The following is a 22537-nucleotide window of genomic DNA, read 5'->3' as shown; positions in this document are numbered from 1 at the left end:
GTGTCGGGGGGCGGTGCGTCCGCCACCGGGTCCGAGTCGAGTCGAGGCGTGGTCACTGGTCAGCCGTTTCTGTGGAAGTGGGGGAGGCCGGGTCCGGGGCCGAAGTCGCCGCGGGCCGGTCCGTGAAGGGTTCGACGGCCCGGTTCGACAGCAGCCGGAAGGAGGCGAGGGCCGCCACGGCCAGCAGGGCGGCCGCCAGCAGGAAGGGGGCGCGCAGCCCGGCCTGGTCCGCCACGAAACCGCCGGTCAGGCCGCCGAGCGGGGCGAGTCCGTTGAGGACGAGGCGGTAGGCGCCGTTGACCCGGCCGAAGCTCTCCTCGGGCACCAGCTCCTGACGCAGCGTCGTGGTGATGACGTTGGAGATCGACACCGCGATCCCCACGAAGACCAGGGCGCACGCCGCCACGAGGGCGTTCGAGGTCATCGCGGCCACCACGAACGGCAACGGGCTCATGGCGAAGACCAGTTGCAGCGACCGGCCGCGGCCGGCCACGGCGACGACCTTCGGGGCGATCACCAGTCCGAGCAGACCGCCGGCGGCGATCACCAGGAGCAGCAGCCCGTACACCGTCTCGCCGACCCCCAGCGTGTGCATCGCATAGAGCACGGCGATGCCCAGCACCGCGAGGACCGCGAAGTTGAGCAGCGCCATCAGCAGACACACCGTGCGCAGCAGCCGGTGCCGCCACAGCCAGCGGACGCCCTGCGCGGTCTGTGCGCCGAGCAGCCGAGGCGAGAGCCGACCGGCGCTCTTGTCGCCGCTCGCGGCACCGGCCGGGCGGACGCCGAACACCAGCACCGTCGAGACCGCGAAGCACACCGTGGCCACCCCGAACGGCAGCAGATGGGCCAACGCGAACAGGGCCGTGCCGACGGGCGGGCCGAGGAACTCCATGGTGATCAACCGGCCCGACAGCACCCGGCTGTTGGCCGTGTCCAGGGACCGTGTGCCGACCATCTGCGGGATGACGGCCTGGGCGAGGTTGTCGGCCATCGTCTCGACGGAGGTCAGCAGGAACGCCGTCACCGCGAGCGCGGCGATGCCCACCCGGTCGGCGAGCACCAGCGCGGTGAAGCAGGCCAGCACCAGGGACCGCGCGGCGTCGCAGATCCACAGCGCGCGCCAGCGGTCCACATGGTCGATCAGCGTGCCGGCGAACGGGCCCACGAGCAGCCACGGCAGCTCACCGGCGACGGTGACCAGGGAGACCTGGACGGGGTCGTCGGTCACGGTCGCGGCGTACACCGACAGCGCGATGATCCGAATGCCGTCCCCGAGACCGGACATGGTGTTCGCCGACACCAGCCGCCCGAAGCCGGGCGCGAAACGACGCCGCGAGGAGACCGGCGCGGGAAGCGAAGCGGGCACCTGGGACGGCCCCTCTCTGACAGCGCGGGACTTTGCGGACACGACCTGGATGTTGGCAATCCCCGGCCCGCCCTACGAGTCGGGGGAACCCCTCACGCGGCGCGGCCCGGCGCCGGGCAGTCGGGGTACCTCCTGACTTTCTGCGGGTCCCGGGGTTCACGGAGCATTCGGACCACGTCGTCAGCCCAGACGACACCGCCGGCGGTCACCCGACCGCCGGCGGTGCCACCCGCGCCTGCCGCGGACGCCCACGCATCCCACCCCCCATCGATCGGAGGACCGCCATGAGCAGCGCGGACACCACGGACACCACGTCCTTCCAGGTCGTCGTCAACCACGAGGAGCAGTACTCGATCTGGCCGGCCGGCCGTGCACTGCCGCTCGGCTGGACGGCCGAGGGCAAGCAGGGCACCCAGGCCGAGTGCCTCGCCCACATCGACGAGACCTGGACCGACATGCGTCCCCTCAGCCTGCGCGAGGCGCTCGCCGCCGACGGCGCCTGACCCCGGCCAACGGCCCCCACCGCACCGTAAGCACCGGCCCGAGCGACGAGGAACGCAGATACGTGAACGCCCCCCTTGAGCACCAGAGCTGGATCTCCGTGATCGCCTCCACGGCGGCGACGGACCCGGGACGGACGGCCTTCACGTTCTCCGGGACGGAGGACGAGGCTCCCCAGGTACTGACGTACGGCCGGCTCGACCTGCTGGCCCGGGCGACCGCCTCCCGGCTGCAGCGGGAGGGCGCCACCGGCCGGCCCGTCGTGCTGCTGCAACCGCCCGGCCTTGACTACGTCGTCTCGTTCGTGGCCTGCCTCTACGCGGGGGCCGTCGCCGTGCCCGTCTACCCGCCCACCCGCAGGCCCCGCTCCGTCGAACGGCTGGCCGCGATCGTCGTCGACTCCGGCGCCGCGCTCGCGCTCACGACCGCCCGCATCCGTGACCGGCTGCTCCCCGGGAACCCGGACGGCCTCCTCATGGAGACGCTCCGGCTGGTCGCCTCCGACCTCGTGCCCGAGGACGAGGCGGCCGCCTGGACCCGCCCCGACGTCGGACCCGACACCCTCGCCTTCCTCCAGTACACCTCGGGATCCACCGCGACCCCGCGCGGTGTGCTGCTGACCCACGGCAACCTGCTGCACAACTCGGCGCAGATCCAACGGGCGTTCCGCACCACGCGGGAGACCGTCGGGATGTCCTGGCTGCCGCTGTTCCACGACATGGGGCTGATCGGCGGCATGCTCCAGCCGCTGTACTACGCCGGCTCCTGCGCCCTGATGTCACCGGCCGAGTTCAGCCGCGACCCCCTGCGCTGGCTGCGCGAGATCAGCCGGAGCGGGGCGACGGTGAGCGGCGGCCCCAACTTCGCCTACGACCTCTGCGCGGACCTCGCGACCCCCGAGACGGTCGCCGGACTCGACCTCGGCCGCTGGGAGGTCGCCTTCAACGGCGCCGAGCCCATCCGCGCCCGGACACAGCAACGCTTCGCCGAGGCCTTCGCCCCGGCCGGCTTCCGCGCCGAGGCCTTCACCCCCTGCTACGGCCTGGCCGAGGCGACCCTGATCGTCTCCTGCAAACCGCACGGCACGAAGCCGGTGCTGTCGTACGCGAACCGGTCCGAACCCTCGGACACCGGCGGCGAGGCGCCCGTTCTCTTCGACCGGGTGAGCAGCGGCCGGGTCGACGCCGACCAGCGGCTGGAGATCGTCGACCCGGTCACCCTGACCCGGGTCGAGGAGGGTGCCGTCGGGGAGATCTGGCTGTCGGGGCCGAGCGTGGCCCAGGGCTACTGGAACCGTCCCGAGCACAGCGAGCGCACCTTCCGTGCCCGCCTCGCCGACGCCGGCCCCGAGGCGCCCGCGTTCCTGCGCACCGGTGACCTCGGACTGCTGCGGGACGGCGAGCTGTTCGTGACCGGCCGCCTCAAGGACCTGCTCGTCGTACGGGGCCGCAACCACTACCCGCAGGACATCGAGCGCACCGTCGAGGCCACCCACCCCGCCCTGCGCCCCAACTGCGGCGCCGCGGTCCAGGTCGCCGTGGACGGTGAGGACCACGTCGTCGTCGTGCACGAGGTGTCCCGCGACCACCAGGACGGCGACCTCGCCACCCTCGCCCGCGACGTGCGCAACGCCGTGGCCGAGACCCATGGCGTACGGCCGCTGGCGGTCGTCCTGATCCGTGCCGCCACCCTGCCCCGCACGTCCAGCGGCAAGGTGCAGCGCCATGTCTGTGCCGCCTCCTATCTGGACGGCTCCCTGACCGTGCTGGCCGTCGACGGCCGTGCGCCACAGGGGGAGACCGGGGCCTCCGCGCCCCGGCCCGCGCGTCCGACGGACGCCGACGTGGCCGAAGTGCGCGCCGCCGACGCCGAGCGACGCCCGGCGCTGGTCCTGGACCTCCTGCGCACCCTGGTGTCCGGCCTCCTGGAAGTGGAGCCGGACACCCTCACCCCCGACCTCAGGCTGTCCGCCGCCGGGCTCGACTCACTGGGCGCGGTACGTCTGCGGCACGAGCTGCGCGGCCTGCTCGGCGTCGACCTGGAGGTCGAGGCCGCACTCGGCACCGACCTCGCCGGACTCGCCCACTCGCTCGCCGAGCAGATCGAGTCGGGCACCGGCAGCCCGCTCCCCGCTGAGGACCGCGCCGCCGGCTCCGAGCCCGGCGACCATCCGCTCTCCCGCAACCAGTCCGCCCTGTGGTTCCTCGAGCAGGTCGCCCCCGGCAGCGCCGCGAACCTGATCTCCTGCCATGTCGAGATCCGCGACACCGTGGACCCCTCGGCCCTCGAAGCCGCCCTCGCGCTGGTCTCCGCCCGGCACGCCGCCCTGCGCAGCACCTTCCCGCTGGTGGACGACCAGCCGGTGCAGCGCGTGCACGCCGAACTCCCGCCCGCCTTCGAGCAGGTGGACGCGGCCGGCTGGAGCGACGAGCAACTGACCGAGCACGCGGCCCGGCTGGCCGAGGAACCGCTCGACCTGCTCGCCGGACCCCTGTTGCGGGTGCGCCTGCTCACCCAGGCCCCCGACCGGCACCGGCTGGTGCTCACCGCGCACCACCTGGTGTCCGACCTGTGGTCGCTGTCCCTGCTGTTCGACGAGCTCGACACGGCCTACCCGGCCGCGCTGGCCGGCACCGCCCCCGAACTGCCCGAGGCGGTCGCCTACCCCGTCTTCACCCACCGGCAGAGCCGTCACCTCGCCTCGCCCGACGGCGAACGCCGCCTGGAGCAGTGGGTACGGCAGCTCGCCGACGCGGCGACCGAGACGACCCTGCCCGCCGACCGCACCGCGCCCGCCGGCACCTCCCGGATGCGGGGCGCGGCGCTGCCCCTCGCCGTGGACGACGCCACCACCCGGGCCCTCACCGAGCTGGCCCGCGACGCGGGCACGACGCTGTACGGCGTCCTCCTCGCCGCTTTCCAGGTGCTGCTGGCCCGCAGTTCCGGCCGGCGTGACGTCGTCGTCGGCACCCCCGTGCACGGCCGCTCGGACGCCGACCTCGCCGGCACCGTCGGCTGCCTGGTCAACACCGTGCCCCTGCGCGCCGACGTCGACGCCCAGGAGCCGTTCCTGGAACTGCTGCGCCGTGTGCACGGCGCGTCCGTCACCGCGCTCGGCGGGGACGACGTGCCCTTCGCCACGCTCGTCGAACGGCTCAGCCCGGTCCGTGACCGCACCGCCCGGCCCATGCTGCGGACCATGTTCACCTTCCAGCAGGCTCCGGGAGCCCGCTCCGACGCCCTGGTCGCGCTGGCCGTCGACCGGGCCGGCACTCCCTTCACGCTCGGCGGCCTCGACTGCCGTACCGCCGAACTGCCCGTCACCAGCAGTCAGTTCGACATCCACCTCACCCTCGGCCGTTGCGCCGACGGTCTGGTCGGCTCACTGCGCTACGACACCGACCTCTACAGCGACGGCTCCGCCCGCCTCGTCGCGGACCGGATCACCGCCCTGCTGGCCGCCGTCGCCGCCGACGCCACGGTGCCGGTGGGCGAACTGCCCGTACTCGGCGCGTCCGAACAGCGGCTGCTCGACGACTGGAACGCCACCGACGTGCCGTACGCCTTCGAGCGCGGGGTCGTGGGCCTGATCGAGAAGCGGGCCGCGACCACCCCGGACGCCCTCGCGGTGGTCGCCGCGGGTTCCCTGGGCTCCGCGGACTCGCCGGGCTCCGAGGCGCCGGCCGACGCCCTCACCTACGGCCGTCTCGACCGCCTCGCCAACGGCCTGGCCCACCGGCTGCGCTCCGAGGGCATCGGTGCCGGCGCCATCGTGGCCGTACTGATGGAACGCACCCCCGTGCTCCCCGCCGTCCTGCTGGGCGTCCTGAAGTCGGGCGCCATGTATCTGCCGCTCGACCCGGCGCTGCCGCCCGACCGGCTCGCCTTCCTGCTCGAGGACGCCTCCGCCGCGGTGATCCTGACGGAGCGGCACATCGAGGGCGCCCGCGTCCTGGCACCCTACGACGGCGTCGAGGCGGACCGGCCCCCGGCCGTGACCCTCCACGAGGACTCCCCGGCGTACGTCATCTACACCTCGGGTTCCACCGGCAAGCCCAAGGGCGTGCTCGTCCCGCACCGGGGGCTGACGAACCTGATCCTTGCGATGGGCCGAGACCTGTCCATGACCCCGCGGGACGGCTGGCTCACGGTCACCACCCCCTCCTTCGACATCGCGGCCCTGGACTACTACCTGCCGCTGGTGAGCGGGGCCACCCTGCACATCGCCGACGCCGCCACCGCCGCCCAGGGCGCCCGGCTGCGCGCCTGCCTCGACGGCCCCGGCGTCACCCGGCTCCAGGCCACCCCGGTGACCTGGCAACTGCTGCTCGACGCCGGCTGGAAGGGCACCCCCGGCCTGTCCGCGCTGTGCGGCGGCGAGCGGATGCCGGCCGAGCTCACCCGTGAACTGCCCGCCCGAGGCGCGGAGTTGTGGAACATGTACGGGCCCACGGAGACCACCGTCTGGTCGCTGCGGGAGCGGGTGACGACACCCGGCGACGACGTGCCGCTCGGCCGGCCGCTGTCCAACACCCGGCTGCACGTCCTCGACGAGGCCATGCGCCCGGTGCCGCTGGGCACCACCGGCGAGCTGCACATCGGCGGCGACGGCCTGGCCCACGGCTACCTCCGCCGCCCGGGCCTGACCGCCGACCGCTTCGTACCGGACCCCTTCTCCGGCCACCCGGGCGCCCGCCTCTACCGCACCGGCGACCTGGTCCGGATGCGCCCCGACGGGCGGGTCATGTTCGTGGGCCGCGCCGACACCCAGGTCAAGGTGCACGGGCACCGCATCGAACTGGGCGAGATCGAGTCCACGTTGGAGCGCCTCGAGTCCGTGCGCCGGGCCGCCGTCATCGTGGACGGCACCGGCTCCGACGCCCGGCTCGCCGCCTACGTCGAGCCCGCCGGAACCGCGGTGGACCCCGGCGCGCTGCGCGAGGCCCTGAAGGCGTGGCTGCCGCCGTACGCCGTGCCCTCCGTGCTCACCGTGCTGGAGACGATGCCGCTCACCGCCAGCGGCAAGGTCGACCGGCGGGCGCTGCCCGACCCCGACGACGCCTCCGAAGCGGCGGAGGGCGGCGACTTCGAGGCGCCGCGCGGCGCGGTGGAGACCAAGATCGCCGAGATCGCCTCGGGGCTGCTGCCCCAGACCCGGATCGGGCGCGGCGACGACCTGTTCGACCTGGGCGCCCACTCGCTGATGATGTCCCGGCTGGTCGAGCGCGTGCGCTCGGAGTTCGGCACCGTCCCACCGCTGCGGCTGCTCTTCGAGACACCCACGGTGGCCGCCATCGCCGCCTTCGTGGAGCAGAACGCGGGCACCGGGGCGCCGGCCGCCACCGGCGCGGGCGCCGGACCGCGCCGGGTCGACCGCTCCCGCTACCGCGCGGGCCGTGCCGCGGACGGCGCCCTGCGGCTGCCCGCCGAGCCCACGGGAGAGCGCCGGTGAGAGCGCGCGGACGACCGCGGCGAGCGCGGTCCACCGCCACCGGCCTGACCACATGCAAAAGAGAGGGAAGTACATGGCGACGTACGCCGAACCCCTGCTGCGCTACGACCTGTCAGCGGACGAGGTCGCGGAGCTGGAGGTGCTCCTGGCCGACCTCGTGCGCAGCGAGCGGGACCCGGGCGAGATGCGCTTCCACGACGACGCCTGGGAGTACGCGGCCCGGCTGCCCACCGGCCTGCGCGCGGCCCTGGAGGACTTCCGGCGCACCGACCCGGCCGCCGGTATCCAGATCCACGGACTGCCCGTCGACGACACGGTCGTGGGACCCACCCCGGGCGACTGGCAGGCCGCGGCCGGCTCGGTGCGGGCCCGGCGTGAGGAGTTCTTCCTCGCCCTGGTCAGCCGCTGCCTGGGCGACGTCTTCGGCTGGTCCACCCTCCAGGCCGGCCGCCCCATCCAGAACGTCCTGCCGATAGCCGGCGAGGAGGACCAGCAGAGCGGCCACGGCAGCGACACCCTGCTGGAGTGGCACACCGAGGACGGCTTCCACCCGTACCGCTGCGACTATCTGCTGCTGTTCGGCGTCCGCAACCACGACCATGTGCCGACCACCCTGTCCTCCGTCCGGGACGTGCACCTTCCCGACGACGTCCGGCGGGTGCTCGCCGAGCCGCGGTTCTACATCCTCCCGGACGACGAACACCTGCGGCAGCTGGCCGCACGCGACCCGCACCACCCGGGGCTGATGCGCATGATCCGGATGCGGGAGACCCCGGAGCCCGTGGCCGTCCTGTTCGGCGCGGCCGACTCGCCGTTCCTGCGCATCGACCCGTTCTTCATGCGCTGCGTCGACGACGACACCGAGGCCGAGCAGGCCCTGAAGGCGCTGGTCACCGAGCTGGAACGGGTCCAGCAGGACGTGGTCGTCGGCGCGGGCAGCCTGCTCGTGGTCGACAACTACCTGGCGGTGCACGGCCGTCGGGCCTTCACCGCCCGCTACGACGGCACCGACCGCTGGCTGAAGAAGGCGACGGTCACGCGCGATCTGCGCAAGTCCCGCGACAGCCGGGAGACGGCGGCAGACCGCGTCCTGGTCTGACCGGCCCCGCGCACCCGAATCCCGCCGCGACAACGGAAGACGAGATGTTCGACGAAAACCTGACGGCCGAGCAGTCCTACGAGGCCGACGAGTCCCTGATGGCCGAAGCCTCCTTCGCCCAGCGGAGCCTGTGGCTGCTCGACCGGGTCGAGCCGGGCACCGCCACCTACAACGTGGTCGCGGCCGTTCGGGTGCGCGGCAAGCTGGACACCGACGCGCTGCGCCGGGCGCTCGACGCGGTCGTCGAGCGGCACGAGTCGCTGCGCACCGTGTTCCACTTCGACGGAGTGGAACCCCTCCAGGTGATCCTGCCGACGCTCCGCCTGGACCTGCCCGTCGACGAGGTCACCGAACAGGACCTGCCGGCGGCCATCCACGCCGAGGTCGAGCGGCCCTTCGACCTGGAGACCGGACCACTGCTCAGGATGCGGCTGCTGCGCCGCGCCCCGGACGACCACGTCGCCGTCCTGACGCTGCACCACATCGTCACCGACGGCTGGTCCAACGCGGTCCTCTTCCAGGAACTGTCCCAGCACTACGAGGCCCACGTCGAAGGCAGGCCGGCACGGCTCGAACCGCTCGACATCCAGTACGTCGACTACGCGGCCTGGCAGCGCGACACCCTCCAGGGCCCCGCACTGGACCGGCTGGTCGACCACTGGCGCACCCGCCTCGCCGGCCTCACCCCGCTCCAGCTGCCCACCGCCCGGCCCCGCCCCGCCGAACTGTCCTCGGCCGGCGCGACGCACTCCTTCGACGTGCCCGCCGACCTGGTCGCCCGCGTGGAGCGCATGGCCCGCGCGCACGAGGCGACCCCCTACATGTTCTGCCTCGCCGCGTTCACCGTGCTGCTCTCCCGCTACTCCGGCAGCCACGACTTCTCGGTGGCCTCGCCGGTCGCGGGCCGCCACCGCACCGAACTCGCCGGGGTCATCGGCTTCTTCGTCAACACCCTCGCCCTGCGCATGGACAGCACCGGCGACCCCACGTTCGCCCAGCTGCTGGGCCGCGCCCGGGAGACCTGCCTCCAGGCCTACGCCCACCAGGACCTGCCGTACGAGAAGCTCGTGGAGGAGCTGCGTCCGCCGCGGCACTCCGGGCTGGGCGGGCCGCTCGCCCAGGTCATGCTGTCGCTGCAGAACATCCCGCAGGACGGCTGGACGGCCGGCGGACTCGACTTCGAGCCCGTGCGGGTGGACACCGGCACCACCATGTTCGAGCTGTCCCTGGAACTCGTCCCCGGCCCCGACGGCTGGCAGGGCGGCCTCGAATACAGCACCGAGCTGTTCGACACCGACACGATCGCCCGCATGGGCCGCGAGTTCGTCACCCTGCTGACGGCGGCGGTGACCGACCCCGGCACACCCGTCTCCCGGCTGCGACTGCTCCAGGACACCGAACGCGCGGAGCTGCTGCACGTCAGCGAGGCCGACTTCACCGACGCACCCGACACCCTGCACGGCGCGTTCGGCCGGCAGGCCGCCGCGACCCCGGAGGCGACCGCGGTGGTCTGCGGCGACCGGCGGCTCACCTACGCCGAACTCGACCACGCCTCCGACCGGCTGGCCCGGCATCTGCGCGCCCGCGGTGTCACCACCGGCACCCCGGTGGCCGTGCACCTCGCCCGCTCGCCGGAACTGGTCGTGACCTACCTAGGCATCCTCAAGGCGGGCGCCTACTACGTCCCGCTCGACCCCGACTACCCGGCCGACCGCGTCGAGTACATGCTGTCCGACTCGGGCGCCGCCCACGTCGTCACCAGCACCCCGATGCGCGACGCCCCGGGCCTCGGCACCCTCGACCGGATCCTCGTCGACACCCCCCTGACCGCGCCGGACGACCTGCCCCTCCCCGCCGACATCACCCCCGGCCATCTCGCCTACCTGATCTACACCTCCGGCTCGACCGGCCGCCCCAAGGGCGCGATGAACACTCACCGGGGCGTCCTGCGCCTGTACCGCGCCCTCGCCCACACCCATGAACTGGGCCCGGGGGAGCGGGGCCTGCAACTGGCGCCGCTGGGCTTCGACGTCGTCGGCGAGGAGATCCACCCGCACCTGCTGAGCGGGAGCACCGTCGTCCTGCCCGACGGGGACCCGCCGATGGCCACCCACGAACTGTGGGACCTGGTGCGGGACACGGACACCACCATCCTGTCGGTCACCCCGTCCCGGATGGCCGCCATGACCGACGCCGAGCGCGCCGCGATCCCGCCCCGGGTCCGCGTCCTGGTCTTCGGCAGTGAGGCCGCCCCGGCGCTGGGCCAGATCCTGCCGTGGCAGAAGTGGCCGGGCCGGCTCGTCCAGGCGTACGGCGTCACCGAGGCGTCCTGCATCACCGTCATGGCCCCCGTCGACTACAGCGGCGCCCCCGAGGCGATCGTGCCCCTCGGCCGTCCGCTGGCGGGCTTCCCGGCGTACGTTCTCGACGAGTGGCTGGAGCCGGTGCCCACGGGCGCGGCCGGCGAGCTGTACCTGGGCGGGCCCACCGTCGGGCTCGGCTACCACGCGCGGCCCGGACTGACCGCCGAGCGCTTCCTGCCCGACCCGCACTCCGCACAGCCCGGCGGACGCCTCTACCGCACCGGGGACCTGGTACGCCGACTCGCCGACGGCACGCTGGTGTTCGTCGGCCGCGCCGACGGGCAGGTCAAGATCCGCGGCTACCGGGTGGAGCCCGGCGAGGTCGAGGCCGTCCTGGCCCAGCACCCCGACCTGACGGGCTGCGCGGTCGTGGCCCGCCAGGACGCCCGCGGCGACACCCGCCTGGTGGCCTATCCGGTACCGGTCCCCGGCACCGAGGCGGACCCCGCCCGGCTGCGGGACTTCCTCGCCGAGCGGCTGCCCGACTGGATGGTCCCGAAGGCGTACGTCCCCCTCGCCGAGCTTCCGCTGAGCGCCAACGGCAAGATCGACCGGGGCGCGCTGCCGGATCCGGGCCAGGCCGTCGCCGCCACGGAGTACGTGGCTCCGCGCACCCCCGTCGAGGAGGAGCTCGCGCGGATCTGGGCCGAGGTGCTCGGCGTGGAGCGCGTCGGGATCCACGACAACTTCTTCGAACTGGGCGGCCACTCGCTGAGCGCCGTCCGGATGCTCGCGGACGTGGACGAGAAGCTGGGGGTACGGATTCCGTTCCGGGTGCTGTTCGCGATCGAGCCGACCGTGGAGGAACTCGGCGACCGGATCTTCGAGCAGCTGCGCGCGGAGAGCGAACAGGCGGGCCCGGCATGACGACGACCGACGCGGAACTCGCCGCCCGCGCCCGGCTGGAGGCCACACTGCTGGCCCGCCGCAGGAAGACCGCCCGCCCCCGGATCCCACGGCTGGCGCGCTCCGGCTCCGGCGCCGACACCGTCTTCCCGGCCTCCCGGATCCAGCGCCTGATGTGGGACCTGCACCATGAACACCCCGAGTCCAACACCTGGATCACCGTGGGCGGGGTCAGACTCCACGGACCCCTGGACACCGCGGTCCTGGCCCGCGCCTACGCCGCCCTCGTCGACCGCCACGAGGCACTGCGCACCCGGTTCCGGCTCGACGACCGGGGCGAACTCCTCCAGGTCGTACGGCCCGTAGGGCACCGTGTGCCGCTGTTGACCGCCGACGTGGACGCCGACTCCGTCACCGACGGCGCGGCGGCCGTCATCACGGAGCCGTTCGATCCCGGCGACGACGACCTGGTGCGTCTGAAGGTGCTCCGGCTGAGCGCGCGGGAGCATCTGGTCGTCCTGGTCCTGCACCACGCCATCAGCGATCTCGCGACCACCCAGATCGTCATCGAGGACCTCGGCGCCCTGTACCTGGCGTTCTCGTCCGGACGGCCGTCCCCACTCGCAGAACTCCCGGTCCAGCCAGGCGACTTGGCGGTCTGGCAGAACGAGCGGCTGAACGGCCCGGGGCGCCGGAACCTGGTGGACTACTGGACACGGCGACTCACCGGTGCCGTCCCGGTGGCACCCCCGACCGACGGCCCCGGCGGCCCGGGACCCGAGGGCCGCACGCTCCGGCTGGCCGTGCCCGACGACGTGGTCGCGGCCCTGCGGGAGCTCGCGCGGCGACACAACTCCACCCTGTTCATGGTCACCCTGAGCGCCCTGCACATCCTGCTCGCCCGCCGCTCCGGCCGGCGCGACGTCCTCGTCACCACCCCGTACTCCTACCGGGACCGGCCGGAACTGGGGCGCACGGTCGGGGCGTTCATCAACTACCTGCTGCTGCGCGCCGACCTGTCGGGCGATCCCACCTACCTGGACGCGCTGCGTCAGGTACGGCAGCACACGGCGGCCGACTTCGAGCACCACGAGCTGCCGCTGGACGAGGTGGTGAACGCGCTCGGCCGGACGCCGGCGGAGGGCCGAGAGGACCTCACCCGGGTCCTGTTCACCGAGGAGAGCGACCCCGACGTCGGCCTGGACATCGGCCCCGGCCTACGCGCCGAACCGGCCGTCGACCTCCCCTGGCACCGGGCCGAGCGCGACCTCACCCTGCGGGTCACGTCGGGTGCGAGCGGCACGGACATCATCGTCACCCACCGCACCGCCGCCTACACACCCGAACGCGCCCACGACATCGCCGCCGACTACCGCGCCCTGCTGACCCACATCGCCACCGACCCGACTTTCCGGGTCTTCGGCCCGGAGGGTGCCCCGCAGGACACCCCGTAGATCACTCCGTAGGACACCGCGCAGGACCCCCGTACGCCCTGCCTCGCCGGCTCACGGGTCGACCGTCTGCACCCAGCCCCGCAGGGCCGCTTCCACACCGGCCTGGAATCTGCTGCGCGCCCCCAGCTTCTCCATCAGCTGGGCGGCGATGCGGCGGGCCGTGCGGGGCGAGACGCCCAGCCGTTTGGCGATGGTCTCGTCGGTGTGGCCCTGCGCGAGCAGCCGGAGGTATTCGTGCTCCGGGGACACGAGCGACTCGGGACCCCGCTCGCGCTCCCGTTCCTTGTGCGGGCCGCCGCCCAGCGGGGTGGCGTTCACCCACGCCGCCTCGAAGAGCTCGCACAGCGCCAGCAGGACACCGCTGCTGCGGACGAACAGGGCCCGGCTGCCGCCGCCATGGGCATCCATGGGAATGATCGCCGTGGACCGGTCGAAGATCAGCAGACGGATGGGAAGGGTCGTTGCCGTACGCACCTGACCGCCCGAACTGGTGAGCCATGTCGCGTAGTTCACCGTCGGCCGGTCGTTGCGCAGACTGTCCTGGTAAAGCGTGCGCATGCGTACGCCACGGGCCAGCAATTCCGTGTCCTGCGGTTTGGCTGATTCCATGTTCTCCGCCGTCTGCGCGCCGGGGGCCATGGCCATGACGTCCTCGCGCACTTCGGAGCACAGCAGCCGGATACGGTCCCGAATTTCGTCGATTCCATGGGCCGCGTCGATTCCGTCCACGCCGGTGCTGAATCCCTGACGGAATTCCTCGGAGAGTTCCTCCATGGCCAGTCGAATATCGGCCGTCCTCTTTTGTTCCGCCGCGAGACGGGCTTCCTGGCGGGCGAGGATGAGCTTTGTCGCCACCTGGGGTCCCACCGCGTGCAGCGCGCCGGGCTCGCTGGTCGACGGGCGGACCAGGGAAAGCTCACTCAGTCTGTCCAGCTGCTCACGGAGTGCTTCCTCCGGCAGACCGGTGCAATTTCTGAGCTCCTGGAGATCCATACTCGGATGCGCCAGCATCACCCGATAGACGCGTGCGGCGTCGTCCCCAATGTCAAGACTGTTCGACAAACAGCCCTCCCCCGTACAGGCTCATGGTCAGTGAGCATCCTGATGGCGAGCGCCAGTATAACCGCTCGACCGGTCCCGTATGCCCCTTTTTTCTGCGTTTCTTCTAAATGATCAGAAAGTTTACTTCTACGGATTTCAGTCGTCTGTAAGTGATCGGACAGTGGCGCCCAAGAGGTGTCCGCGATCATTTCCTGAGCAGTGACTCCGGATATCTCTCGCGGGGTCCCGGGATGGGAGAGACATGCGCTGGAATGAAGTGCACATTGCGGGAAACGGCAGCTGGCTGCCGAAACGCAAACGTGTGGAGGAAGCCTTGGCCTCGGGTCAATACGACACCGATGAACATCAGGCGAACCGCATTGTCTCGGTCACCGTCGCGGACGGTGAGAACCAGCCGTCCCCGCCGGACATGGCGGTGGCCGCGGCCCGGGTCGCCCTGGCCCGTTCGGGGCCGGCCCGCGAGGACGTCACGACCGTCATCCACAGCCGCACCTGGTTCCAGGGCGCCGAGATGTGGGCCCCGGCCTCGTACATCGCCCACAACACCGTCGGCGCGGACGTCCCGGCGTTCGAACTGCTCCAGTCGTGCAACGCCGGACTCGCCTCGCTCGAACAGGCCGCGCGGCTGCTGGGCCCCGACGAGGCCGCCCTGCTGACCACCGCGGACCGCTTCGCCGCCCCGGCCTTCGACCGCTGGCGCTGCGAACGCGGCCTGGTCTACGGCGACGGCGGCACCGCCCTGGTGCTCTCCGCCCGCGCCGGTTTCGCCCGCCTGCTGTCCACGGCGACCGCGGTGGACAACTCCCTGGAGGCCGTCGCCCGGGGCGCCGCCCTCGACGCCGTTCCGGACACCTCGACACCGCTCGACCTCAGCGCCCGCGCCGACGCCTTCCTCCACACACCCGCCCTCGCCCGTCAGGCCGGCCTGCGCATCGCCGAGATCGCCGACCGGTCGGTCCACCAGGCCCTCGACGACGCCGGAGCGGACATGGCGGACATCACGCGTGTGGTGCTCAACGCCACCGGACGCTCCCGCATGCGCTGGCAGCTGGAGCTCCAGCTCGGGGTGTCCGAGAAGATCTCCAATTGGGAGTTCTGCGGCGAGGTCGGCCACCTCGGCGCCGGTGACCACTTCGCGGGCCTCAACGACCTGATGGAGCGACGCGCGGTGCACCCAGGCGACCTCGTCCTGATGGTCGGCGGCGGCACCGGATACAGCTGCACCAGCGCCGTCGTGGAGATCACCGACACCCCCGAGTGGGCGACCGGCGAGCCCACGGAGCCGACGTCATAGGCCAGGCATCGTGGGCCTGTTTCAGCGTCGGTCGCCGAGGCGTCGTGCGCGGTACGGGGGTACGGCCGCCCTGCGCGAGGGTGCGGCGCCGATGCCCGTGCCGTGCACCAGGGTCAGCTTCGGCCGGTCGGGTACGTGCTGGGGGCGGACCGGGCCGGTGCGGGGGCGTGCGGTCAGCGTGGTGCTGGGGGCGCCGGCCAGGATCGCCTCCTCGATGCGGCGCAGTTCGGGGCCGGGGGAGAGGCCGAGGTCGTCCTTGAGGGCGCGGGCGGCCCTGCGGTATGCGGCGAGCGCGTCGGCCTGTCGGCTGCCGCGGTACAGCGCCACCATCAGCAGCGCCCACAGGCGCTCCCGGTACGGGTGTTCACGGGTGAGCGTGAGCAGCGAGGGGATCACGTCGTCCTCCGCGCCGGTCTCCAGGGCGAGTTCGAGGTGTTCCTCCGTGGCCGCCAGGCGCAGTTCGGCCAGCCGGACGCGTTCGACGTCCAGCAGCGGGCCCTCGACCCCGGTCAGGGCCGGACCCGGCCAGAGCGCGAGTGCCTCGCCCAACACCCGCTCCGACTCGATGAGTTCACCTGCCGACCGCAGCTCGCGTGCCGCCGTACGCGCCCGCTGGAAACACCCCAGATCCCACTGGTCCGCCTCGACCGCGAGCCGGTAGGCGTTGCCGACCCGGGGCAGCAGCGAGGCGGCGGCCCTCGGCGGGCGGTCCGGTTCGAGGAGCCGGCGCAGCTTCGACACGTACACCTGCACGAGGTTGGCGCCGTCCACGTGAAAGGAGTCGCCCCACAGACCGCCCAGGATGTCGTCCCGGCCCATCGGAGTCCCCTCGCGCAGCAGCAGGGCGGCGAGCAGGGCACGCCCGCGGGGCGGACCGAGCGGGACCTCGACCCCGTCGCGCCAGAGACGGACCTCTCCGAGAACGGCGAAGGCAAGTCCCGCCCGGCGGCTCATCGGATGGCGTATGTTGCTCATGGAATCCTCCGTGAAGGGCCGGCCTAGGGCGTAACGGGTCGGAAATCAGCTTCCTGTTCGGTTTTCCACCGGCGATACCGATGCCGCCCCACCCTGCGCGGCGCACACGATTCTGGGGCACCATCTACGGCCCCGTCGTGATCTCGCCCTGGCAGAAACATGTTCAGGCCGGGATATGCCACCCTGCCGACCCGCATCGGCTTCCGATGCGCACGACTTCCCGGATGCCTACTCATGTATCTAGTCCATGTGCATTTGCGGCGGACCTCCGATGCCGCCCCTCCCACGGACTTGCGAAATTCCCTCTCGTCACTCGCGCAACCCGCCGAATGCGTGGAACACGTCGTGGTCCACGCCGACGGGTCCGACCTGCTCGTGCTCGGCCTGTATGTGACGGCCCCTTCGCTGGAGGCCGCGGAGCGCACGGCACGCGCCCTCGTGCTCAGGGCGCTCCGGCTGCGACCGCCGTTGCTGGACGCGGAGATCGTCTCCTGCGGAGTGCCACTGGTGGCCCCGTTCTACGACCTGCTCCTGACGGACCCCGCCGGTGGACGGCATGTGCCATTGCAGGATCAGGACAGGTCCGAGCGATGACACGGCGGCTTCGGATCGTGAAAAGTGAGTGGTGAACGGCACGGGGGTGCGGGCGGCGACGCCATGCGCTCCGTCGCGCCACGGAACCGCCCGCACACGCTCAGGAGTTGACATGACCAGGGTTCGCCTCGCCATCGCCGCGCTCGTCCTGCCGCTGGCCCTCCAGGTCACCGCCGCGGGACAGGCGTCCGCCACGCCCACGTCCGCCGCCGAGCCGGTGGCCGTCGTGCACGCGTCCAAGGACACCACCGGCTGGCAGTGAGCGAAGGGGAAAACGGCCACAAGCCTTTCCCCGCACGCGTTTTTCGGGTCACCAGCCCTTGCGAACTTCTCGTCGAAGAGGCTTTCTCACATGACTATCGAGGCCCATCTTCCGCCGCTCATCAGCACCGGAAAACCCACTCCCACGCAGGGCGGCGCAGCACGGAACGGTGCGACCGAATCGTTTCTCGGAGCTGCCCGCACCTATTCGGTGATCGAAATCCAGGGAGACCGCTGGACCGGTAAGAGCGTTCTGCTCTCCCGTATTCTCGACGAGGCCGCCGGACGCGGTTGGAGAGCCGTCTCGGGATATGCCGAATCGCGCACGCTGCCGAATGTCGCCTTCGGTGTCTTCGTCGACGCGCTCGACGATCTGCTGGCCGGCTGCGACCCCGAACAGCTCGACGCCCGGACGGACGGTCAGACCGCCGCCCTGGCCACCGTCTTCCCCTCGGTGCCCGCCGCCGAGCCCCGCGTCTTCCCCACGGACCCGCTGGAGCGCTACCGCGTCTTCCGCGCCGTACGCGCCCTGCTCGGCTCGCTCGGCGCGGACGGCGGGCTGCTGCTGGGCCTCGACAACGTGCACTGGGCGGACGAGGCGTCGCTCGCCCTGCTGTCGTACCTGCTCAGGCACCCCCCGCAGGGAGACACGGTGATCGCCCTCACACACCGGCCGCGCCAGGTGGACCTCGGCCTGCGCAGCGTGCTCAACCTGGCGGTGGACACCGGCCTGGCCCGTCGCCTCGGCCCGCCCGAACTGTCCGACGAGGCCGCCCGCGCACTCCTGCCCGGCGATCTCAGCCGCCCCCGGTGCGCGTCCATGCTCACCGGCTCGGGGCGCAACCCGGGCCTGTTGAAGGCGTTCGCCGCCACCCGTTCGCTCCTGGACAGCGGCGGCCACGTCCTGCCGCTCGACGTCCTCACCGAGAGCCTGCGCGACTTCCGCGGTCTGTCCGACCTCGGCCGGCTGGTCGCCGAGGCGGCCTCGGTCGTGGGCGAACCCTGCGGACTCGACGTGCTCCAGGCCGTGGCCCAGGTGACCGACGCCGAACTGAGCCGCGCGATCGACGAGTTGATACGGCAGGACCTGCTGCGTGCCGACGCCGGCGCCGCCCGCCTGCGCTTCAGCAATCCGCTGCTGCGCGCCGCCGCCTACCAGTCCGCGGGCCCCGGCTGGCTCCTCGGCGCCCACGCCCGCGCCGCCCAGGCCCTCTCCGGTCCCGGCGACCGCTCCCCGGTGCTCCTCGCCGGCCACCTGGACCGCGCCTTCACCACCGTCGACGACGCCGACCGCTCCCGCACCCTGCTCGCCGCGGCGAGGGCCCGGTTGTGGGCCGACCCGGCGCGGGCGGCGGACTGGGCGCGCAGGGCGCTGGACAGCGGCCACCGGGCGCGGCTCGTGCTCGGGGCCGCCCAGGTGCTCGACGGCCGGCTCGGCGGGGCCCTGCGGGTGCTTCACCCGCTGCGGGACGACAGCGCACCGGATCCCGGCGTGGCGGCGGAGGCGGTCCGCTGGCGCGCCCTGGCGCTCAGGCTGCTCGGCCGGCACCCGGAGGCCGACGCCGAACTGGCGGCCGCCCCGGCGGTCGAGACCTCCGACGCGGACCACGGCGTCACCGGCCTCGACGCGGCCCGGCACGGCACGCTCCTGTCCGACCGGCTGGTCGGTCAGTTGGACGCCCGTATCGGCGCCCCCGACGGAATGCTGGTCACCGAACTGCTCGGCGCTCTCGAAACGCTGTCCGGAGCCGCGCGCGGCCGGGCCCACGCCCTGATTGCCGCCGCCGCGGCCCGCTCCGGCGCGGCCGAACACGCCGAACTCCACTCGGTGGTCGCCGCCCGACTGCTGGACGGCCTGTCCGACACTGCCGTCGTGCCCCGTCTCGACGGCGTCTTCTGGCTCGCGGTGGCGGAGTCGGCCCTGGGCCGCGAGGAAGCGGCGCGCGGACACCACGAACGCGGACTGCGCCTCGCCGAGTCCCGCTCCCTGCGTGCCCTGGTGCCCGGATTCGCCGCGGCCGTGGGCGCCCTGGACCTGAGCCGGGGGGACGCCGCGGGTGCCGCCCGGCACGCCGCGTGCGCGCAGTACGCCGCGACCGGCACCGACAGCGACCGCCTGCGCCAGGAGGCCGGCGCGCTGTGCGCCGCGCTCGCCGCCCTCGACGACCCGGCGCCGGACGAGGCGGTGGACGACGTACCGGACGCCGCGCCGCCGTTGACACCGGACGCCGGTGCCGCGCCCCGGCCGCTGGGCTCGCTCAGCAACCGGGAGACGGAGATCGCCGTGCTGGTCAGCGGCGGACGGACGAACCAGCAGATCGCCCGGGCGCTGGCCATCAGCCACAAGACGGTCGAGACCCATCTGGGCCGGATCTTCAAGAAGCTCCGGGTCTCGTCCCGCGCGGAGGTGGCGGCCGTCGTCGGCCGCGCCCACCGCCCGGGCCGTGCGGCGGGCGCCGCCTGACAGGCCGTCGGGCCTCCTCGCCACCCCGAAAGGAGGGCGTACTCATGCGTTGCGCACCTTATGGGTTGATATTGACCGATAAGGGATCGGTGTCTCGGCGCCGGCCAGCGCAGCGCACGAAGAGGAGGCACTCCATGCGGGGAGCCACGCACGCCGGACGGGCCGTATGCGCGGTGGTGGTCGCACTCGCGGCCACGGCCTGCGGAGGCGGGGGTGACAGCGCCGGCGCCGGCGGCGCCGTGTTCAGCTCCTCGTGGACCGATCCGCAGAACCCGCTGGAACCCGCCAACACCAACGAGGTGCAGGGCGGCAAGGTCCTCTCCATGATCTTCCGTGGCCTGAAGCAGTACGACCCGAAGACCGGCGCCGCCGAGGACATGCTCGCCGAGAAGATCGAGACCTCCGACTCGCGGAACTACACGATCACCGTCAAGGACGGCTGGACCTTCAGCAACGGCGAGAAGGTCACCGCCAAGTCCTTCGTGGACGCCTGGAACTACGGGGCGAGCCTGAAGAACAACCAGAAGAACGCCTACTTCTTCAGCTACATCGAGGGCTACGACCAGGTCCACCCGGAGCGCGGCGAGCAGCGCGCCGACACCCTGTCCGGACTGAAGGTCCTCGACGACCGGACGTTCACCGTCCGGCTCAGCCAGAAGTTCTCCAGCTTCCCCGACACCCTCGGCTACAACGCCTTCGTCCCGCTGCCGAGGGCGTTCTACGACGACCACGCCGGCTGGCTGGCCAAGCCCGTCGGCAACGGCCCGTACATGGTGGAGTCGTACACCAAGGGCTCCGAGATGCGCCTGACCAAGTGGGACACCTACCCGGGCCCGGACGCGGCACAGAACGGCGGCGTCACCCTCAAGGTCTACACAGACAACAACACGGCCTACACCGACCTGATGGCCGGCAACCTCGACCTCGTCGACGACGTCCCGGCCCAGCAGCTGAAGAACGTCCGCGGCGACCTCGGCGACCGCTACCTGAGCACCCCCGCCGGCATCATCCAGACCCTGGCCTTCCCCCACTACGACAAGGAATGGAACACCGCCGGCTCGGTCAAGGTCCGCAAGGGCCTGTCCCGGGCGATCGACCGCGAGCAGATCACCGACACCATCTTCCACCGGACCCGCACCCCCGCCACCGACTGGACCTCACCCGTCCTCGGCAAGGACGGCGGCTACCAGGCGGGGCTGTGCGGCGAGTGGTGCCGGTACGACGCCGCCGCCGCGAAGAAGCTGATCAAGGAGGGCGGCGGGCTGCCCGGCGGGCAGGTGAAGATCACGTACAACGCGGACACCGGCTCCCACAAGCTGTGGGTCGACGCCGTCTGCAACTCCATCAACAACGCCCTGGACAACGACCGCGCCTGCGTCGGCAACCCGATCGGCACCTTCGCCGACTTCCGCAGCAAGTCCACGACCCAGAAGCTGTCCGGCCCGTTCCGGGCGGGCTGGCAGATGGACTACCCGCTCACCCAGAACTTCCTCCAGCCGCTCTACTACACCAACGCCTCCTCCAACGACGGCAAGTGGTCGAGCAAGGAGTTCGACCGGCTCGTCGACGAGGCGAACGCCGAGACCGACCCCGCGAAGGCCGTGAAGATGTTCCAGAAGGCCGAGACGGTCGTCCGGGACAACATGGCCGCCATCCCGCTCTGGTACCAGAACGGCAGCGCCGGCTGGTCGCAGCGGCTGTCCAACGTGGCCCTCAACCCGTTCAGCGTCCCCGTCTACCACGAGATCAAGGTCGGCTGAGCCCGCCATGGGCCAGTACGTCGTCCGCCGTCTGCTCCAGATGGTCCCGGTGTTCGTCGGAGCCACCCTGCTGATCTTCCTCATGGTCCATGTGATGGGCGACCCCATCGCGGGCCTGTGCGGCGACCGGCAGTGCGACCCGGCGACGGCGGCCCGGCTGCGCGAGGAGTTCGGCCTCGACGAGCCCGTGTGGCAGCAGTACCTGACCTACATGGGGAACGTCTTCACCGGGGACTTCGGTACGGCGTTCAACGGCCAGGAAGTCACCGAGCTGATGTCGACGGCCTTCCCGGTCACCCTGCGCCTCACCATCGTGGCCATCCTGTTCGAGATCGTCATCGGCATCACCCTGGGCGTCCTCACCGGCCTGCGCCGCGGCCGCCCCGTCGACACCGGCGTCCTGCTGCTCACCCTGGTCGTCATCTCCGTCCCCACCTTCGTCACCGGCCTGCTGCTCCAACTGCTGCTCGGCGTCGAGTGGGGCTGGATCCGCCCGTCGGTCTCCCCGGCCGCCCCCTTCGGCGAACTCCTCCTGCCGGGCCTGGTCCTCGCCACGGTCTCCCTCGCCTACGTCACCCGGCTGACCCGCACGTCCATCGCCGAGAACCGCCGCTCCGACTACGTCCGCACGGCCATCGCCAAGGGCCTGCCCAGACACCGGGTGGTCACCCGGCACCTGCTGCGCAACTCCCTCATCCCCGTCGTCACCTTCCTCGGCGCCGACATCGGCTTCCTCATGGGCGGCGCGATCGTCACCGAGCGGATCTTCAACATCCACGGCGTCGGCTTCCAGCTCTACCAGGGCATCCTGCGCCAGAACACCCAGACGGTCGTCGGCTTCGTGACCGTCCTCGTCCTCGTGTTCCTCCTCTGCAACCTGGTCGTCGACCTCCTGTACGCCGTACTAGACCCGAGGATCCGCTATGCCTGAACAGCCGTTCCAGCCCGAGGGCGCGGGAGCCGTCACCGGCGGCGGGGGCACGGGCGGCGCGATGCAATGGACCCAGCCGGAAACCCTGGAAACCCCGCCGACCCCCCACCCG

14 protein-coding genes are annotated in these 22537 nt (G+C 72.2%); 11 read left to right on the top strand and 3 right to left on the bottom strand.

The window, feature by feature from the left end; genetic code table 11:
* Nucleotides 1-52: 52 nt before the first annotated feature.
* The gene (locus tag L0P92_RS27435) at nt 53-1369 is read right to left on the bottom strand and encodes an MFS transporter (protein ID WP_234765725.1); all 1317 of its coding nucleotides are present in this window, start codon (nt 1367-1369) and stop codon (nt 53-55) included.
* Between the two features lie 284 nt (nt 1370-1653).
* Between L0P92_RS27435 and L0P92_RS27430 the strand changes: the two genes are divergently transcribed.
* The 5 genes from L0P92_RS27430 to L0P92_RS27410 all read left to right on the top strand — a co-directional run bounded on the left by L0P92_RS27430 (nt 1654) and on the right by L0P92_RS27410 (nt 13084).
* Nucleotides 1654-1872 carry an MbtH family protein gene (locus L0P92_RS27430; protein WP_234765724.1) on the top strand — a complete coding sequence of 73 codons (219 nt, stop codon included), beginning with the start codon at nt 1654-1656 and terminating at the stop codon, nt 1870-1872.
* A gap of 62 nt (nt 1873-1934) precedes the next feature.
* The gene (locus L0P92_RS27425; RefSeq protein ID WP_234765723.1) at nt 1935-7322 is read left to right on the top strand and encodes a non-ribosomal peptide synthetase; all 5388 of its coding nucleotides are present in this window, start codon (nt 1935-1937) and stop codon (nt 7320-7322) included.
* Nucleotides 7323-7374: 52 nt separating this feature from the next.
* Nucleotides 7375-8421: a guanitoxin biosynthesis L-enduracididine beta-hydroxylase GntD gene (gene gntD / locus L0P92_RS27420; RefSeq protein ID WP_234765721.1), complete on the top strand. Its 1047-nt coding sequence runs from the start codon at nt 7375-7377 to the stop codon at nt 8419-8421.
* A gap of 44 nt (nt 8422-8465) precedes the next feature.
* Nucleotides 8466-11651, top strand: coding sequence for a non-ribosomal peptide synthetase (locus L0P92_RS27415; RefSeq protein WP_234765719.1), 3186 nt, complete (start codon nt 8466-8468; stop codon nt 11649-11651).
* Nucleotides 11648-13084, top strand: coding sequence for a condensation domain-containing protein (locus L0P92_RS27410; RefSeq protein WP_234765717.1), 1437 nt, complete (start codon nt 11648-11650; stop codon nt 13082-13084). Before L0P92_RS27415 ends, L0P92_RS27410 begins: the two co-directional genes overlap by 4 nt.
* A gap of 51 nt (nt 13085-13135) precedes the next feature.
* Here L0P92_RS27410 and L0P92_RS27405 read toward each other — a convergent pair whose 3' ends face one another.
* Nucleotides 13136-14146 (bottom strand): helix-turn-helix transcriptional regulator, encoded by a 1011-nt coding sequence (locus L0P92_RS27405; RefSeq protein ID WP_234765715.1) that lies wholly within the window; start codon nt 14144-14146, stop codon nt 13136-13138.
* 313 nt (nt 14147-14459) lie between these two features.
* On the opposite strand from L0P92_RS27405, the gene L0P92_RS27400 reads away from it, so the two are divergent.
* Nucleotides 14460-15440 carry a ketoacyl-ACP synthase III family protein gene (locus tag L0P92_RS27400; RefSeq protein WP_234765714.1) on the top strand — a complete coding sequence of 327 codons (981 nt, stop codon included), beginning with the start codon at nt 14460-14462 and terminating at the stop codon, nt 15438-15440.
* 21 nt (nt 15441-15461) lie between these two features.
* On the opposite strand, the gene L0P92_RS27395 is transcribed toward L0P92_RS27400, so the two are convergent.
* The gene (locus tag L0P92_RS27395; protein ID WP_234765713.1) at nt 15462-16415 is read right to left on the bottom strand and encodes an AfsR/SARP family transcriptional regulator; all 954 of its coding nucleotides are present in this window, start codon (nt 16413-16415) and stop codon (nt 15462-15464) included.
* Between the two features lie 333 nt (nt 16416-16748).
* Between L0P92_RS27395 and L0P92_RS27390 the strand changes: the two genes are divergently transcribed.
* The 5 genes from L0P92_RS27390 (at nt 16749) to L0P92_RS27370 (ending at nt 22425) form a co-directional block, all read left to right on the top strand.
* A complete protein-coding gene (locus tag L0P92_RS27390) occupies nt 16749-17009 on the top strand; it encodes a hypothetical protein (protein WP_234765712.1) in 261 nt (86 codons plus the stop codon).
* 112 nt (nt 17010-17121) lie between these two features.
* Complete coding sequence (locus L0P92_RS27385; protein ID WP_234765710.1) at nt 17122-17271, top strand: hypothetical protein; 150 nt, start codon at nt 17122-17124, stop codon at nt 17269-17271.
* A gap of 210 nt (nt 17272-17481) precedes the next feature.
* Nucleotides 17482-19734 carry a helix-turn-helix domain-containing protein gene (locus tag L0P92_RS27380; RefSeq protein ID WP_234765708.1) on the top strand — a complete coding sequence of 751 codons (2253 nt, stop codon included), beginning with the start codon at nt 17482-17484 and terminating at the stop codon, nt 19732-19734.
* A 134-nt stretch (nt 19735-19868) separates the two neighbouring features.
* Nucleotides 19869-21494 (top strand): peptide ABC transporter substrate-binding protein, encoded by a 1626-nt coding sequence (locus L0P92_RS27375; protein WP_234765706.1) that lies wholly within the window; start codon nt 19869-19871, stop codon nt 21492-21494.
* A 7-nt stretch (nt 21495-21501) separates the two neighbouring features.
* Nucleotides 21502-22425 carry an ABC transporter permease gene (locus L0P92_RS27370; RefSeq protein WP_234765705.1) on the top strand — a complete coding sequence of 308 codons (924 nt, stop codon included), beginning with the start codon at nt 21502-21504 and terminating at the stop codon, nt 22423-22425.
* Nucleotides 22426-22537 lie beyond the last annotated feature (112 nt).

This window comes from Streptomyces muensis, from assembly GCF_021474425.1.
Lineage (GTDB): Bacteria > Actinomycetota > Actinomycetes > Streptomycetales > Streptomycetaceae > Streptomyces > Streptomyces muensis.
Note: the sequence above shows the minus strand (reverse complement) of the source record. Positions and strands in the feature narration are given on the sequence as shown.

Coding starts and splice junctions, on each gene's coding strand:
- L0P92_RS27385 (WP_234765710.1), top strand. CDS start 17,122: ATGACCAGGGTTCGCCTCGCCATCGCCGCGCTCGTCCTGCCGCTGGCC.
- gntD (WP_234765721.1), top strand. CDS start 7,375: ATGCAAAAGAGAGGGAAGTACATGGCGACGTACGCCGAACCCCTGCTG.
- L0P92_RS27415 (WP_234765719.1), top strand. CDS start 8,466: ATGTTCGACGAAAACCTGACGGCCGAGCAGTCCTACGAGGCCGACGAG.
- L0P92_RS27410 (WP_234765717.1), top strand. CDS start 11,648: ATGACGACGACCGACGCGGAACTCGCCGCCCGCGCCCGGCTGGAGGCC.
- L0P92_RS27370 (WP_234765705.1), top strand. CDS start 21,502: ATGGGCCAGTACGTCGTCCGCCGTCTGCTCCAGATGGTCCCGGTGTTC.
- L0P92_RS27430 (WP_234765724.1), top strand. CDS start 1,654: ATGAGCAGCGCGGACACCACGGACACCACGTCCTTCCAGGTCGTCGTC.
- L0P92_RS27395 (WP_234765713.1), bottom strand. CDS start 16,415: ATGAGCAACATACGCCATCCGATGAGCCGCCGGGCGGGACTTGCCTTC.
- L0P92_RS27375 (WP_234765706.1), top strand. CDS start 19,869: ATGCGGGGAGCCACGCACGCCGGACGGGCCGTATGCGCGGTGGTGGTC.